Genomic DNA, 14,342 nt, shown 5'->3' on the forward strand with positions numbered 1-14,342 from the left:
ATATAGTGCGATGATCCGCCTGTGGCGCAACGCCTGGGAAGAATTCGTGCCGTTCCTCGACTATGACGTCGAGATTCGCGGGATGATCTGTTCCACGAACGCGATCGAATCACTGAACGCCCGCTACCGGCGGGCGATCCGCGCGAGAGGGCATTTCCCGACCGAGCAAGCCGCGATGAAGTGCCTGTACCTTGTGACTCGCAGCCTGGACCCAACCGGGACAGGCCGCGCCAGGTGGACAATGCGCTGGAAGCCAGTGATCAACGCATTCGCCATCACGTTCGGTGACCGCTGGCCGGGAGCCGAGACCTACTGAAACTGACGCCGGAAACACCGATCACGAGACAGACCCTGTCGTGTCGCAGACGCCGCAGTGTCTGCGATGCGACATGAAGGTCTGCGAGGTCGGTGCGGAGCGGGTGTGCGTCAGGTGGCGCTGCGTTCGTCTGCCGTTCCGGTGAACTCGGGGTCGGACGACGTCGCACACCGACCGGCGCGCAGCAGCTGGCGCCACTGTTCGAGGTTCCACGTGGCGGGTGCCGTCTCGTGCAGGAACCGTTCGACCGTGTCGACGAACCGCCCGGGGTCGGTGTGGAACGGGAAGTGTCCCGCGCCGTCGAAGATCTCCAGCCTGCTGCCGGGCATCGCGTCGTGCGCGCGGTAGGCGTGCTCGACCGGGATCAGTGCGTCGCGGGAGCCCCAGACGAGCAATGTGGGCATACCCCGGGTGAGGTAGCAGCGGTCCAGCATCGTGATCATCTGGCCGCGCCAGTCGACCGCCGAGCGCAGCGTCCTGATGAACGCCGCGCGGGCGGTGCCGTCCGGGAGCGCATCGACCACACGGAGCAGGTCGGGGGCGTCCTGGCCGAGGGCGGTGTCGAGGGCCCGCAGCACCGCGATCCCGACGCCCATCTGCCAGCGGGCGGTGGGTAGGCGCAGCAGATGGAGCAGCGCCTGTGAGCCGGGCAGTGTCAACACCCGGAGGAAGCCGCTGACCTCCGGGCCGCTGCCACCGCTGCCGACCAGGACGAGCCGTTCGGTGCGTTCCGGGAACTGGTAGGCGAACTGCATCGCGACGCCGCCGCCGAGCGAGTGCCCGACGAGGGTCGCCCGCTGGATACCGAGGACACCGAGCAGGTCGCGCACGCCGTTCGCGTAGGCGGCGATCGAGTAGTCGGCGCGGGGTTTGTCCGACTCACCGTGCCCGAGCAGGTCCGGCGCGATGACCAGGTGTCGCCTGGCGAGGTAGGAGATGATCGGTAGCCACGTCGCGGAGCTGTCCCCGATGCCGTGGATCAGGACCAGCGGCGGTCCGGCTCCGGCGACCCGGAACGCCCTGCGGTAGCCGTGGACGAGCCGGAAGCGCAGCTCGGGTTCGCGCGCCGGTGCAGGGCCTAATCGCCCGACGTACTCGCGGTACTGCCTGCTCGCCGTCATCGCGCACCGCCAGTCCTCGCCTGGCGAGGCATACGCACCCAGCCTCGCTGTCTCAGCGAGGCTAGGTGCGTTCGGCTGCGGGCAGTTTCCGGGAAGGTTTCGTTGTTGTTGCCGAAGGCCGCGGAATCAGGCGGTGCCGTGGTCCTGCTCGGCGAGGAACCGCTCGACCTCGGCGCCCAGCTCGTCCGCCGTGGGCAGCGGCTGGTCCTGGGCCAGCAGCGACGGGCGCTCCTCACCGGCGAGAGCGGAGTCGTAGCGGCGTTCCAGTGCCTGGACGACCTTGATCGCCTGCTCGGAACCGGCGACCTTGCGCTCGATGTCCGCGCCGATCTCCGCTGCCGCCTCGGTCAGTGCGTCGGTCGGCAGCAGCAGGCCGGTGCTGACGCTCACGTGGTCCAGCAGGGTGCGGGCGGCGTGCGGGTACTCGGTCTCGGCCAGGTAGTGCGGCACGTGGACGGCGAGCCCCATCGCGTCGTGCCCGTTCTGACCGAGACGCAGCTCCAGCAGCGCGCCCGCGCTGCCGGGCAGCTCGGCCACGGTGGACCACTGCTCGTGGTTGTCGATCAGCTCGGGACGGGTGGCGTGCGCGGTGACGCCGGCGGGCCGGGTGTGCGGCACGGCCATCGGGATCGCGTTGATGCCGAGGGTGACGTCCACGGAGAACCGCTCGACGAGCTCGGCGACGGCGGCCGCGAAGCGCTCCCACTGGGTGTCCGGCTCCGGGCCGGTCAGCAGCAGGAACGGCGTGCCCGCAAGGTCACGCAGCGCGTAGAGCGCGAGCATCGGTTCGTCGTAGTCGGCCCAGTGGTCACGTTCGAACGTCATGGTCGGTCGCCGCGAGCGGTAGTCCAGCAGCTGGTCGACGTCGAAGGTCGCCACGAGGCTCGACGGAAGGCTGGACAGCAGGTGTTCGATCGCGAGCCTGCCCGCCTGGCCGGCGTCGATGTACCCACCGAGGTGGTGGAGCAGTACCCGTGGCTCCTCGGCGTCCGCGCCCACGGACAGGCCGTCCTCGGCCGGGGACGCGGCCAGCACGGCGTCGGCGTCCTCTTCGATCTGGTACAGCTCGGTGGGATCCAGCACCTTGGACCTCCTCCTCGTCACGCCCGGCGGCTCGTCCGACTCGTTCGTCGATCTCGCCGAGCGCCGTTGTCCGGTGTTGCTTTCGCCAGTGTCAACGTCACGGCACGTCAGATCCATCCCATTCCGTGGCCTGAAGACGTCGGGTCCGTCACGATGGAATCGAGATGGAAATGCGACGTGGTGTCTGGTTGGTCTGGTCGGTCGGAGTACTCGCCTATCTGGTGGCGGTGCTGCAGAGGTCGTCGTTCGGTGTAGCCGGGCTGGCGGCAATGGATCGTTTTCACGCCTCACCGGCGATGCTGTCCACCTTCGTGGTGCTGCAGCTGCTGGTCTATACCTGCATGCAGGTGCCGGTGGGCATGCTGTTGGACCGCTTCGGGCCGCGCACGCTGATTCTGGTCGGCGCGGTGACGATGGCGGCGGGCCAGCTGCTGCTGGCGTTCGCCGTCGGTCTGCCCTTCGCGGTGCTCGCCAGGGTCCTGGTGGGTCTCGGTGACGCGCTGACGTTCATCAGTGTGCTGCGGGTCGTCAGCGCCTGGTTCTCGCCGAGGCGGGCCCCGTTGATGACGCAACTCACAGCGCTGCTGGGGCAGCTGGGGCAGGTACTGAGCGCGATCCCGCTGGCCGCGTTGCTCAACAACTCGGGCTGGACGACGGCCTTCGCATCGGCGGGCGGTCTCGGTGTGCTGGTGACCGTGTTGGTGCTGGTCGTGGTGCGGGACCGCCCCTCGGGTGCGCACGCCCCGTCGGCGCCGCCCTCGCTCGCCCAGGTGTCGCGCGGGCTGAAGGACGCCTGGCGCACGCCCGGCACGCAGCTCGGGCTGTGGTCGCACATGGGCACGCAGTTCTCCGGCACGGTGTTCGCGCTGCTGTGGGGTGTGCCGTTCCTGGTCGCGGGCCAGGGACTGTCCCCGGGGCAGGCGAGCGCCCTGCTCACGGTGTTCGTGCTGGTCGGGATCGTGGCGGGCCCGCTCGTCGGCGAGCTGACCGCGCGGTACCCGATGCGGCGTTCCTGGCTGGTGCTGTCGATCATCGCGGCGAACGCGCTGGTCTGGACCGTGGTGCTGGCGCTGCCGCAACCCGTGCCGCACTGGCTGCTGGTGGTGCTGGTGGCGGTCATCGCGGTGGGTGCGCCGGGTTCGGTCATCGGTTTCGACTATGCACGGACGTTCAACCCCGGCGACCGTCAGGGCACGGCCGTGGGGATCGTGAACGTCGGCGGGTTCAGCGCCTCGGTGGTCGTGGTCTTCGCCATCGGGGTGGTGCTGAGCCTGGTGGGAGGCCCGGACGGGTATTCGGCGGCCGACTTCCGGATCGCGTGGTGCTCCCAGTACGTGATCTGGGCGATCGCGGTGGTGGGGGTGCTGCGGGCCCGAAGGTCGACCAGACGGGTCATGGCGCGGGACGGCATCGTCGTTCTGCCGCTGCGCGTGGCGCTGGCACGGCGACGGGAGAGGTCAGCCGAAACGGTGAGCTGATCACCCATTAGTGACAATGACTATCATCTTCTTCTAACGCCGTTGAGGCGGAACGACCGGAAGAAGGGCAGGCGTTGTCGTGCGTATCGCTTTTGTCGGCAAGGGTGGCAGTGGCAAGACCACTCTCGCCGCGCTGTTCACCCGCTACCTCGCCGAGCTCGGTCGTCCGGTGCTGGCCGTGGACGCGGACATCAACCAGCACCTGGGTCAGGCCCTGGGCCTGTCGGAGGCCCAGGCGCCCCGCGCACTCGGCTCGGACCTGCCCTGGCTGAAGAACCACCTGCGCGGCGACAACCCCAGGGTGCCCTCGGCCGACGTGATGATCAAGACCACGCCACCCGGTCGGGGCTCCCGCACGGCACGGCTCGATCCGTCGGACGAGGTGCTGGCGCGGCACAGCGTGGCCAGCGGCGGCGCGCGCCTGATGGTCACCGGCGAGTTCGACTCCGAGGACATCGGCGTGTCGTGCTATCACTCGAAGACCGGAGCGGTTGAGCTCTACCTGAACCACCTGCACGACGGCCCGGGGGAGTACGTGGTCGTCGACATGACGGCCGGGGCCGACGCGTTCGCGTCCGGCCTGTTCACCCGCTTCGACCTGACGGTCCTGGTCAGCGAGCCGACGCGGCGAGGTGTCGGGGTGTTCCGCCAGTACCAGGCCAATGCCGAGGGTCACCCGCTCGAGCTGCGTGTGGTGGGCAACAAGGTCACCGACTCGACCGACGAGGACTACCTGCGCGGACAGGTCGGCTCGGCACTGCTGGCCACGGTCGGCCACTCGTCCTGGGTGCGCGCGGCCGAGCGCGGCGAGGTCGAACCGATGTCGGCACTGGAACCCCACAACCGCGCAGCCCTGGACACGATCCTCGCCGAGCTGGACGCGGTCGACCGAGACTGGGCCGCGTACCACCGAGGAACGCTGGAATTCCACCGGCGCAACGCCCAGGCCTGGGCGAACCAGTCCCTGGGCACTGACCTGACCACCCAGATCGACCCCGACTACGTCCCCGGCCCCGCGGCCGAACTGGCGGTCTGACCACCCCTCACCGTCGCCGAACGCCACCTTCGCAGACCCCGACGTCGCGTCGCAGACACTGCAGCGTCTGCGACGCGACGTCGGGGTCTGCGAGGCGTGACGGCTGTGGCCCCCGGGACGAGCAGGGCGACTCCGCGCACCCAGCGTGCACTTCGCAGACGCCCCAACGTGTGCGAAGTGCGGGCCAGGTATGCGAAGTGCACCTGGGGGACGGACTGCACCCGGGCACGCGCCGCAGCCAGGGACGGCAGGGGCGCGGCGCAGCCGTGGTCCAAGGAGGCGCAAAACAGGGCGCGGGCGCAGCCCGTCGCCGTAAGAGTGCGCCAGGCGCCGCACAGCGGCGCCGCAGACTGCCCCGTTCCCCGCGATCCTGGCCCGCACTTGGCGTGGTCGGGCGGTGTCAACCCTGAAACCTCGCCCCCGAACGGCATGCACCAGGTACGGCTGCGAGGCCGGCGAAGCCGGGGGTTGACGCCGCCCGACCACGCCAAGACACTCGCTGGCCGGCGGGGATGCGCCCGCAACTTCGGCCAGCGGGGACCGCGCCCGCAACCCCGACCGGCGGCGACACGGCCCGAGGCCCGAGCGGGACTCACCCGCCGAACCCGGGCCCCCAGGTGATCCGGACGTCCTCGACCTCAGCCCGGGACTCACAATCCGAGCACGTCACCGACACCGCCAACGGCCCGCCACAGGACGCGTGGAGAGCGAGCCGAGGGGGCCCGGCCGGCCCGGCCAGGTGGGCGTCCCCCCACTGCATCAACGACAGCACCGGTACGGCGAGCCCGTGCCCCATCGCGGTGAGTCGGTACTCGTACCGATCGGGCCGTTCCTGGTAGCGCACCCGCTCCAGTACTCCGGCGGACACGAGTCGACCCAGCCGGTCGGTGAGGATGTTGCGCGCCGCGCCGAGGCTCTCGGAGAACTCTTCGAACCGCCGAAGCCCGAGTAGCGCGTCACGCACGATCAGCAGGGTCCACCGCTCGCCCACGATCTCCAGCGCACGCGCGAGTGAGCACACCTCGCCGTCGTAGGTCCGTCCCAGCACACCGATCACGATAACAGAGTGAGTTGCATCATGAATCGTAGCTGCTCTAGGGTTAGTTGCATGAAGCGACCGACGAGGCCGTCGAAGCTCGACTCGCATCCCGACGTGATCGCCGTGCGAAGTCGGGCCACGGTCACAGCGCCGGAGGTGCTGGACGCCGACTGGCTGCGCCGGCTGTGCGAGGACGCCGGCGCCGACGCGGTGGGCTTCGTCGAGATCGAACGCCCCGAGCTCGCCGACGAGCGGCTGGAGATCGAGAAGGCGTTCCGTCATCCCCGCGCGCTCATCAGCTTCGTCTGCACGATGAACCGGGAGAACACCCGTAGCCCGGCCCGCTCGGCGGCGAACCTGGAGTTCCACCTGACCAACCACGACACCAACGAGGTGGCGAGGAAGGTCGTCACGGAGCTGGAGTCGAGGGGGGTGCGCGCCTTCAACGGGTCGGTCGGGTTCCCGATGGAGATGGACCGGTTCCCGAGCGAGCGCATCTGGGTCGTCGCGCACAAACCGATCGCCGTCGAGGCGGGCCTGGGCCGGATCGGTATCCATCGCAACGTCATCCACCCGAAGTTCGGCAACTTCATCCTGCTCGGGACGGTCGTCGTGGACGTCCCGATCAGCGCCTACGACCGTCCGCTGGACTACAACCCGTGCATGGAGTGCAAGCTGTGCGTCGCGGCGTGCCCGACCGGGGCGATCAACCCGGACGGCCGCTTCGACTTCTCAGCCTGCTACACCCACAACTACCGGGAGTTCCTCGGCGGTTTCGGTGACTGGGTGGAGCAGGTCGTCGAGTCGGGCAGCGCGAAGGAGTACCGGGCGAAGGTCTCGGAGCCGGAGAGTGCGTCGATGTGGCAGAGCCTGTCCTTCGGGTCGAACTACAAGGCCGCGTACTGCGTGTCGGTCTGCCCGGCCGGTCAGGACGTCCTCGGCCCGTACCTGGACAGCCGCAAGACGCATCTGGCCGAGGTGGTACGTCCGCTGCAGGACAAGCCGGAGACGATCTACGTGGTGGCCGAGTCGGACGCGGAGTCCTACGTGGCGCGCCGGTTCCCGCACAAGCGCATCAAGCGGGTGGGCAACGGGTTACGTGCACGCAGCGTCGACGGGTTCGTCAACGGTCTGCCGCTGATCTTCCAGCGCGAGGCGTCCCGGGGCCTGGACGCGACCTACCACTTCACGTTCACCGGCGCCGAGCAGCGGGAGCTCACCGCGGCCATCCGGGATGGCGAGCTGACCATCTCCGACGGCCATCAGGGCGACGCGGAACTGCGGGTGCGCGCCGATACCGCCACCTGGTTCGGTTTCCTGGCGGGGGAGCGCTCGCTCGTGGCCGCCCTGCTGCTGCGCAGGATCCGCCTGAGCGGGCCACCTCGCCTGCTGGTCGCTTTCGGGCGGTGCTTCCCTAGCTGAGCGGCGGTGGTCGCGACACCGGGCCGGGGCTTGTCGGCTCCGGCCCGGTGTGGTGTTGAGGATCAGTCCTCGGCGAGCAGACGATAGATCGTCTTGCGTGCCTCGGCGAGCGCGGTGGCCGCCGTCTCACGCTGTGCGTCGGTGCCCGCCGACATGATCTGGGCGACCGCGGCGTGCAGCTGGCCGTACTGGGTGCGCAGATTGGCGACCGGTTCGCTGACCTCGTCGTCCACCTGGTCCCACACGCGGGACAGCTCCTCGCGGTGCTCCTCGACGTAGGCCTTGCCCGCGTCGGTGAGCTGCTGGGTGCGGCGTCCGTCGGACTCCTCGGTCCGCACGAGACCCTCGTCCTCCAGCTGCTGCAGCGTGGGATAGACCGAGCCGGGGCTCGGGCGCCACGAGCCGTTCGTGCGCTCGGCGATCTCCTGGATGATCTCGTAGCCGTGCCTCGGCTGCTCGTCGAGCAGGGTCAGCAGCGCCAGCCGGATGTCCCCCCGGGATCGTCGGCTGCGACGGCCACGTGGTCCACCGCCGAAGCCTCCGAACCCCGGCCCGCCGAACGGCGGACCGAAACCCGGGCCGCCGAGACCGTCGAATCCCGGTCCGAACCCGCGCGGACCTCGGCGATGCCCGCCGCGACCCCGACCTCGTCCTCTACCTCGTTCGTCACCGGGGGTCTCATCGCCTCGATCGGCAGCGAACGCCTCGAACCGCGCCCGGTGGCGCAGTGCGCCCCGCATGAGGTTCCAGCGGGGGTCTCCGGTCATGTCCATGGTGCTCATGATGATGCTCCTTGATGTGTCTAAGTCATGTTGCGACTGTTGCCGCTGCACTCACGATATGTCGTTAAGCATCGTTTGGCAAGAAATTCTTTTGAGGCAGTGCGGAACCCGGCCGTGCGGTGAGGCGTTGGTGCTGGTGTGTCAGCCAGGTTCACCCCACAGCGGATAGCCGCGTTCCGGGCCCTGTGGCGAGCGATCTCGGCCGGTCGCAAGCCCGGCGCGCCGACGCTGGGTGAGCGCGCGAGTGCCCTGCCCCGGCTGCTCGGGGCGTCCGTCGCGGGCAGATACCCGGGGCTGGGACGCGGAAGGCTCGCGTTGTTCGTGCTGGCGGCGGCCTACCTCGTGTCGCCCATCGACGTGATCCCGGAGCTGCTGTTCAACGTCTTCGGCCTGGGCGACGACGCGGTCGTCGCGCTGTGGCTGGCCGGCAGCTTCCTCGGCGAGACCGAGCGGTACCTGGGTTGGGAACGCGAGCAGCCGTCACTCGGCGGCTGAACGTCCCAGCTCCAGTGCCAGAGCCGCGATGAAGTCGAACGCCTGCTGGTCGTGCAGCGCGGCACTCCAGAACGCCTCGAACAGCCGCTCATAGAGCTCGATGTCCTCGCGGTCCCGAATAGCCAGCTCCGCACTGAACGTCTCCACCAGGACCAGGTTCTGGTCGTACATCCAGAAGCTGTGCTTCGCCGACGTCGGTAGTCGCGCGTCTGAGGGGAGCACGGCGAGTTGCAGGTTCTGCAACCCGGAGAGCGCCAGTAGTCGATCGAGCTGCGCGCGAAGGATCGGGAGTGGGCACGGCCGAGCGCGCAGCGATGACTCGGTGACCACGATTCGGAAATGACGCTCGGGTTGGTACAGCACTTCTTGCCGGCGCATCCGGGTGCGCACGGCCTCTTCGACATCTGTTGTGTCCGCGTGAAGCGGGGCGAGCCCGAGGAAGACGTGGCGCGCGTAATCGGCGGTCTGCAGCAGGCCCGGCACGATGGAGGTGGTGAGCCCTCGGAATTCTGCCGTCGCGTTGGCGAGTACGACTCCGGCGCGCTGTCGCGGCGCGAACCCGGAGCTGAGCTGGCGCCGCCAGGTTGCGTATTCGACGCGGAGGCTGCGCAGGTCCTTGACCAGTTCGTCGCGGACGTCCTCTGATACGTCGAGAGCTTTCGTCCAAGCGTGGACGTCATCGGTGGACGCCGTCTGACGTCCATTTTCCAATCGCGACACCTTGGAAGCAGGCCAACCGAGCTGTCCGGCAAGTTCCTTGCCGGACAGCTCGGCGTCCTGTCGAAGCCGGCGTAGGCGATTGCCGAAACCGGTACGGCCGTTGTGCTCCTCGGTCACATTCCTCCAGTGGTCACCCCCGGCTGGAGCCGGATTGGAGGCTCAGTCCGAGTGGGATCCTCCGCGACATAATCCTTCCACGGCGTTGCCTGAGCGAGTGCGAGGTCCAGCCATGCCTCATGGCGGGCGATCAGGGCTGGATCGCTTATCAGGTCATGCCCCAACGGGCGGTCGTTCGCGGTGAACCTCATGAGCAGCAGGTGGGTCGAGTCGAACACCCAGAAGTCGTGGTCCGGTAGCTCGAGCTCGTTGGCGCGGCTGCGGCACAGATAGCGGATGTCTTCGCCGTTCCGCTCGTTCTGGGCGTTGGTCCAGATCATGTATCGGTTGTAAGGCGTGAGCGGTTCGTCCATGATCCGGACTCGTTCGAACCGTGCGCCCGACGCTGTTTGTGCGTGGACGTTGAGATCCCAAGGGCTGGAGCGAGCCGGTCGTTCCTGGGGGCGTTCACCCGCGAGGAAGGCTTCACGGCCCTCCCTCTCGTAGTCGACGTTGTAGCGGCCCCGGTTCTCGAGGCGACGTGCCGAGTGGCGAACGTCCTTGAACAGCTGGTTGAACTGGTCGCTGGTGAGTGGGCTGGTCATCGTGCTTCGGATTCGGGCAAGAACTGCATGAGTTCCCTCGGGACTTCCACGGCAGTCTCGTGCTGAGGGAGCTTCATGGTGGCGAGCGCGTCCTGGTCGACCACTTTCCACCCCTGGACCACCAGTGTCCCTTGGTCGCTGGCGTAGAGGGTCGGGCTCTCGCCTTCCTCTGTCACCTTGCCAAGAAAGGTGAGTTTCACGGCGACTCCTTAGTTTGTCGGTGCGTCCATGGTTGCAGTCCAAGTTCGTATATGTCGAGCAATTCTGTGCAATTGCAAATCATTGCATCAGCAAATATGTCACAGTTCTCGCATGAGTGACGTTGCCCGGGCGTTGGGGGAGATCGGTTGCGTGATCTGGTTGGTGGTGCTGACCGTCCGGCACCGCCGGCACATTCGGCAGTGCGTGGACGGCGAGCCGGTCTACCGTCGGCTCCCGGACGGCCGCGTGCGGTTCTCCTGGTGGCACGCCGCCGCGCTGGGCGAGTGCGAGCGGCGTGCCCAGCGGGCTGAGACGGATGTGATCGGCTAGACATGAGGCATGGAGTTCATGCGTGCCGTTGTCCTGGACCGTTTCGGGGAGCCCGACGTGTTGTCGGTCGGGCAGCGCCCGATGCCGCGGCCGCTGCCCACCGAGATCCGGGTCAAGGTGGCCGCGGCGGGAGTGAACCCGATCGACTGCAAGACCCGGGCCGGCCAGGGCATGAGCCCGTTCCTGGGTGACCTGCCCGCGGTCCTCGGCTGGGACGTGGCGGGTGTCGTCGACGCGGTCGGTGTCGGGGTCAGCCGTTTCGCGGTCGGGGACCCGGTGTTCGGCATGCCGTGGTTCCCCCGGCAGGCGGGCGGATACGCCGAGTACGTGACCGCGCCCTCGCGCCAGTTCGCCGCGCGGCCCCCCGCGCTGAACGACATCCAGGCGGCGGCGCTGCCGCTGGCCGGGCTGACCGCCTGGCAGGCACTCGTCGACGTGGCGAAGGTGACCGAGGGCCAGCGCGTGCTGATCCACGCGGCGGCGGGCGGTGTCGGACATCTCGCCGTCCAGATCGCCAAGAGCCTCGGCGCGTACGTGATCGGTACGGCCAGCGCGGCCAAGCACCGGCTGCTCGGCGACCTGGGGCTGGACGAGGCGGTCAACTACCAGGGCACCCGGTTCGAGCAGGTGCTCGACCCGGTCGACGTCGTGCTCGACCTGATCGGCGGGGACGTGGCGGTCCGCTCGCTGGACCTCCTGCGCCCCGACGGCCTGCTGGTGTGCCTCCCGTCGAAGGCGGCGGCGGACGCGATCACCGCCGCCGAGGAACGCGGGCTGCGTGCCACCGGCATGATCGTGGAGCCGGACGGTCACGCGCTCGACAAGCTCGCGGACCTGGCGACCGACGGGGCCCTGCGGGTGCTGGTCGCCGAGACGTTCGGCCTGGACCGGGCGGCGGACGCGCATCGGCTCAGCGAGGGCGGCCGCACCACCGGCAAGATCGTGCTGACCGTCTGATCAGCGCTGACCGGACGCCCGGAGATCGGCCATCGACTCGCCACCGATGAACCACTTCTCCGGTTCACACTCGGTGATGATCACCCGCACCGACTCGGGCTTGGCGCCGATCGACTCTCCGACCGCCGCGGTGACTGCCTTGCCGAGCGCGTCGAGCTGCTCGGCGGTGCGGCCGGTGGCGAGGGTGATCTGGACGAGCGGCATGTGGATCTCTCCTTCAGGGTCGGTCAGCGGCAGGCGAGCTCGATGCCGCCCAGCCGGTCGATGGAGGCGACGACCACGTCGCCGGGTGCGACGGGGACCGCCGCGGTCAGGCCACCGGACAGCACGACCTCGCCGGCGGTGAGGCCTTCCCCCTCGGCGTGCAACGCGCGGGCAAGCCAGGCCACCGCGGCGGCGGGGTGGCCGAGCGACGCGGCGCCGGAGGCGGTGGCCACGACCTCGCCGTTGTGTTCCAGCACGACCCCGACCAGCCGGAGGTCGATCCCGGACGGCGACACGGGCGTTCCGACGACGTAGCGGCCGGCCGAGGTGTTGTCGGCGACGACGTCGGCCATGGTGAACCGGTAGTCGCGGAACCGGGAGTCGAGGATCTCCACCCCGACCGCGACACCCGAGGTCGCGGCGAGGACGTCGGCGGCGGTGACGTGCGGCCCGGACAGATCACGGCCCAGGGTGAACACGATCTCCGGCTCGGCCCGAGGATGGATCAGCTCGGTCGTGTCCAACGGCGCACCGAGATCGATCGCGTGCTCAGCGGCGAGGAACCCGTAGATCGGGTCGCTCACACCGACCTGGGCCTGCTTCGCCCGCGAGGTCACCCCGAGCTTCCAGCCGGCCAGCGGACCGGCCTGCGAGCGCAGCTCCCGCTGCACCCGGTACGCCGAGCGCAGGTCCAGGTCGGGTACGTCGTCGGTCAGCTGTTCGATCGCGGTCCGGTCGCTGACCGCGGCGCGCAGCCGCGCGGCCAGGCCGGTCACATCCACGCCGTCTCCCATGAACGTCCTCCTCCTCAGGCGGTTTCGGCGACCCGGACGGTGACCGGGCCCAGCCGGTCGAACTCGGCCCGGAACACGTCACCCGCCGCCATCGGCACCGCGGCGTGCAGCGCGCCGGTCATCACCAGATGGCCCGGCTCCAGTGCGATCCCGTTCTCGCCCAGCACGTTCGCCAGCCATGCGACCACCGCGACCGGGTCGCCCAGCGCGGCCGCCCCGGCGCCGGTGTCGAGCAGCTCCCCGTTGCGGGTCAGCGTCATCCCGATCAACCGGCTGTCCAGGCCGGACAGCGGGACCACCCGTCCCGACGTGACCGCGGCACCGTTGGAGGCGAGGTCGGCGACCGTGTCGGCCAGCTTGATCCGCCAGTCCACGATGCGCGAGTCCACGATCTCCATCGCCGCGGTCGCACCGGCGATCGCCGCCGCCGCGTCGGTCACCACCACGTTCGGCCCGGCCAGCCGTTCGCCGAGCACGAACACGATCTCGGCCTCGATCTTCGGCTGGATGAACCGGTCCAGCCCGATCGTGTCGCCGTCCCGGTACAGCGTCGAGGCGAGTACCGGCCCGTAGTCGGGGGAGTCCACCCCGATCATCTTCTGCATCGGCTTCGAGGTGAGCCCGACCTTGTAGCCCACGATCCGGTCGCCGTCCGCCAGTAGCAGCGGCACCAGCTCACGCTGGATCGCGTACCCGTCGGCCATGTCCAACGAGGGGTCCTCGTCGGTGAACGGGGCGATCGGCACCCGGGCACGTCGAGCCTTGTACAACGCGCGGGCCTTCCCGGACGGGTCCGTCACCGGCATGCGGTCAGCTCTCCCTCATGTAGACGACCTGGGGTGACCAGCCGAGCCGCCGGGACGCGGTCTGGCCCGCATCGACGACCGCCTGGGTCAGGCGCTTACGCGCGACCGCCTGGAACCGGCTGAGCGGCGCCCCGGCGCTGATCGCCGCCACGACCTCGCCGGTGAGATCACGGATCGGCGCGGCGATCGAGGCGAGCCCGATCTGGCGTTCGTTGACCGACTCCGCCCAGCCCCGCGAGCGGATCGTGGCCAGCTCGACGCGCAGCTGCTCGGCATCGATGACGGTGTGCCGGGTGACCGGCTCCAGGCGCGCGGTCGCCAGGAAGGCGTCCTGGTCGGCGTCCGGCCGGTGGGCGAGCAGCAGCTTGCCCGAGCTGGTGCAGTGCAGCGGCGCCCGTCTGCCGGCGTCGGTGTAGAGCCGGAACGTGTGCGGGCTCTCGACCCGGTCGACGTACACGACGTCCGGCACGTCGAGGATCGCCACCTGCGCCGACTCGCCGGTGCGCTCCCGCAGCGCGATCAGGGCGGCGCCCGCGGCGGCGTGCAGGTCCATGTGCACCCTGACCGCTTCACCCAGCTCGAACATCACGATGCCCAGACGATAACGGCCGGTGCGCGGATCCCGCTCGAGAAGACCTTCGTCGAGCAGCGTCGCGAGCAGCCGGTGCACACTGCTCTTGCCCAGCCCCAACCTGCGTGCCAGCTCCGCGACGCCCAGTTCCTCCTCGTGCGGCAGGAAGGTTTTGAGCAGGCGCGCCGCGTTGCGTACCGTCGAGAGCTTGGCGTCCGCCATCGTGGGTGACCGCCCTCTCCCGGGCCGGCGGCGTTCCGATTCCCGGAACGTCGGCGCCGATGAG

General features: G+C 69.3%; 18 protein-coding genes. 7 read left to right on the forward strand and 11 right to left on the reverse strand.

Annotated features, from left to right (window positions below):
• Nucleotides 1–316: transposase (locus G406_RS0143455; protein WP_211241458.1), on the forward strand; the 316-nt coding region annotated here is incomplete at its 5' end.
• A gap of 110 nt (nucleotides 317–426) precedes the next feature.
• Here G406_RS0143455 and G406_RS53430 read toward each other — a convergent pair.
• Together G406_RS53430 and G406_RS0143465 are read right to left on the reverse strand one after the other, a co-directional pair.
• On the reverse strand, nucleotides 427–1,437 hold the full coding sequence (locus tag G406_RS53430; protein ID WP_051343492.1) for an alpha/beta fold hydrolase: 1,011 nt from the start codon (nucleotides 1,435–1,437) through the stop codon (nucleotides 427–429).
• A 126-nt stretch (nucleotides 1,438–1,563) separates the two neighbouring features.
• Nucleotides 1,564–2,520, reverse strand: coding sequence for a proteasome assembly chaperone family protein (locus tag G406_RS0143465; protein ID WP_245607450.1), 957 nt, complete (start codon nucleotides 2,518–2,520; stop codon nucleotides 1,564–1,566).
• A gap of 164 nt (nucleotides 2,521–2,684) precedes the next feature.
• Between G406_RS0143465 and G406_RS0143470 the strand changes: the two genes are divergently transcribed.
• Together G406_RS0143470 and G406_RS0143475 are read left to right on the forward strand one after the other, a co-directional pair.
• Nucleotides 2,685–3,998, forward strand: a complete 1,314-nt coding sequence (locus G406_RS0143470) for an MFS transporter (protein WP_211241459.1) — start codon at nucleotides 2,685–2,687, stop codon at nucleotides 3,996–3,998.
• Between the two features lie 79 nt (nucleotides 3,999–4,077).
• The gene (locus G406_RS0143475; RefSeq protein WP_028938761.1) at nucleotides 4,078–5,034 is read left to right on the forward strand and encodes an ATP-binding protein; all 957 of its coding nucleotides are present in this window, start codon (nucleotides 4,078–4,080) and stop codon (nucleotides 5,032–5,034) included.
• A 592-nt stretch (nucleotides 5,035–5,626) separates the two neighbouring features.
• Here G406_RS0143475 and G406_RS0143480 read toward each other — a convergent pair.
• Nucleotides 5,627–6,091 (reverse strand): winged helix-turn-helix transcriptional regulator, encoded by a 465-nt coding sequence (locus G406_RS0143480; protein ID WP_028938762.1) that lies wholly within the window; start codon nucleotides 6,089–6,091, stop codon nucleotides 5,627–5,629.
• A gap of 51 nt (nucleotides 6,092–6,142) precedes the next feature.
• Here G406_RS0143480 and G406_RS0143485 point away from each other — a divergent pair, with 51 nt between their 5' ends.
• Nucleotides 6,143–7,495: a 4Fe-4S binding protein gene (locus tag G406_RS0143485; protein WP_028938763.1), complete on the forward strand. Its 1,353-nt coding sequence runs from the start codon at nucleotides 6,143–6,145 to the stop codon at nucleotides 7,493–7,495.
• Nucleotides 7,496–7,557: 62 nt separating this feature from the next.
• Here G406_RS0143485 and G406_RS53435 read toward each other — a convergent pair whose 3' ends face one another.
• On the reverse strand, nucleotides 7,558–8,277 hold the full coding sequence (locus G406_RS53435; RefSeq protein WP_245607451.1) for a PadR family transcriptional regulator: 720 nt from the start codon (nucleotides 8,275–8,277) through the stop codon (nucleotides 7,558–7,560).
• 138 nt (nucleotides 8,278–8,415) lie between these two features.
• Between G406_RS53435 and G406_RS0143495 the strand changes: the two genes are divergently transcribed.
• Nucleotides 8,416–8,772, forward strand: coding sequence for a YkvA family protein (locus G406_RS0143495; RefSeq protein WP_028938764.1), 357 nt, complete (start codon nucleotides 8,416–8,418; stop codon nucleotides 8,770–8,772).
• Here the strand turns inward: G406_RS0143495 and G406_RS0143500 are convergent.
• From G406_RS0143500 to G406_RS0143510, 3 genes are read right to left on the reverse strand one after another with little or no spacing between them, the layout of a single operon-like run.
• Nucleotides 8,758–9,609 carry a helix-turn-helix domain-containing protein gene (locus tag G406_RS0143500; RefSeq protein ID WP_028938765.1) on the reverse strand — a complete coding sequence of 284 codons (852 nt, stop codon included), beginning with the start codon at nucleotides 9,607–9,609 and terminating at the stop codon, nucleotides 8,758–8,760. The two genes, G406_RS0143495 and G406_RS0143500, sit on opposite strands and share 15 nt — an antisense overlap.
• On the reverse strand, nucleotides 9,606–10,193 hold the full coding sequence (locus tag G406_RS59600; RefSeq protein ID WP_051343494.1) for a DUF6879 family protein: 588 nt from the start codon (nucleotides 10,191–10,193) through the stop codon (nucleotides 9,606–9,608). Before G406_RS59600 ends, G406_RS0143500 begins: the two co-directional genes overlap by 4 nt.
• Nucleotides 10,190–10,393 carry a hypothetical protein gene (locus G406_RS0143510; protein ID WP_028938766.1) on the reverse strand — a complete coding sequence of 68 codons (204 nt, stop codon included), beginning with the start codon at nucleotides 10,391–10,393 and terminating at the stop codon, nucleotides 10,190–10,192. The genes G406_RS59600 and G406_RS0143510 overlap by 4 nt, the downstream gene beginning before the upstream one ends.
• 112 nt (nucleotides 10,394–10,505) lie before the next feature.
• On the opposite strand from G406_RS0143510, the gene G406_RS0143515 reads away from it, so the two are divergent.
• Nucleotides 10,506–10,724, forward strand: a complete 219-nt coding sequence (locus G406_RS0143515) for a hypothetical protein (RefSeq protein ID WP_037081593.1) — start codon at nucleotides 10,506–10,508, stop codon at nucleotides 10,722–10,724.
• 18 nt (nucleotides 10,725–10,742) lie between these two features.
• Nucleotides 10,743–11,681: an NADP-dependent oxidoreductase gene (locus G406_RS0143520; RefSeq protein WP_028938768.1), complete on the forward strand. Its 939-nt coding sequence runs from the start codon at nucleotides 10,743–10,745 to the stop codon at nucleotides 11,679–11,681.
• On the opposite strand, the gene G406_RS0143525 is transcribed toward G406_RS0143520, so the two are convergent.
• Genes G406_RS0143525 through G406_RS53445 form a run of 4 tightly spaced genes read right to left on the reverse strand, consistent with a single transcriptional unit; the run spans nucleotide 11,682 to nucleotide 14,278 of the window.
• A complete protein-coding gene (locus G406_RS0143525; protein ID WP_028938769.1) occupies nucleotides 11,682–11,885 on the reverse strand; it encodes a 2-hydroxymuconate tautomerase in 204 nt (67 codons plus the stop codon).
• A gap of 23 nt (nucleotides 11,886–11,908) precedes the next feature.
• Nucleotides 11,909–12,679: a 2-keto-4-pentenoate hydratase gene (locus G406_RS0143530; protein ID WP_037081596.1), complete on the reverse strand. Its 771-nt coding sequence runs from the start codon at nucleotides 12,677–12,679 to the stop codon at nucleotides 11,909–11,911.
• A 14-nt stretch (nucleotides 12,680–12,693) separates the two neighbouring features.
• The gene (locus G406_RS0143535) at nucleotides 12,694–13,485 is read right to left on the reverse strand and encodes a 2-keto-4-pentenoate hydratase (protein WP_028938771.1); all 792 of its coding nucleotides are present in this window, start codon (nucleotides 13,483–13,485) and stop codon (nucleotides 12,694–12,696) included.
• Nucleotides 13,486–13,489: 4 nt separating this feature from the next.
• Nucleotides 13,490–14,278, reverse strand: coding sequence for an IclR family transcriptional regulator (locus G406_RS53445; protein WP_037081600.1), 789 nt, complete (start codon nucleotides 14,276–14,278; stop codon nucleotides 13,490–13,492).
• Nucleotides 14,279–14,342 lie beyond the last annotated feature (64 nt).

The sequence above is a fragment of the Actinospineispora spinosispora DSM 44797 genome (assembly GCF_000429025.1).
In the GTDB taxonomy this organism is placed as follows: domain Bacteria; phylum Actinomycetota; class Actinomycetes; order Mycobacteriales; family Pseudonocardiaceae; genus Pseudonocardia; species Pseudonocardia spinosispora.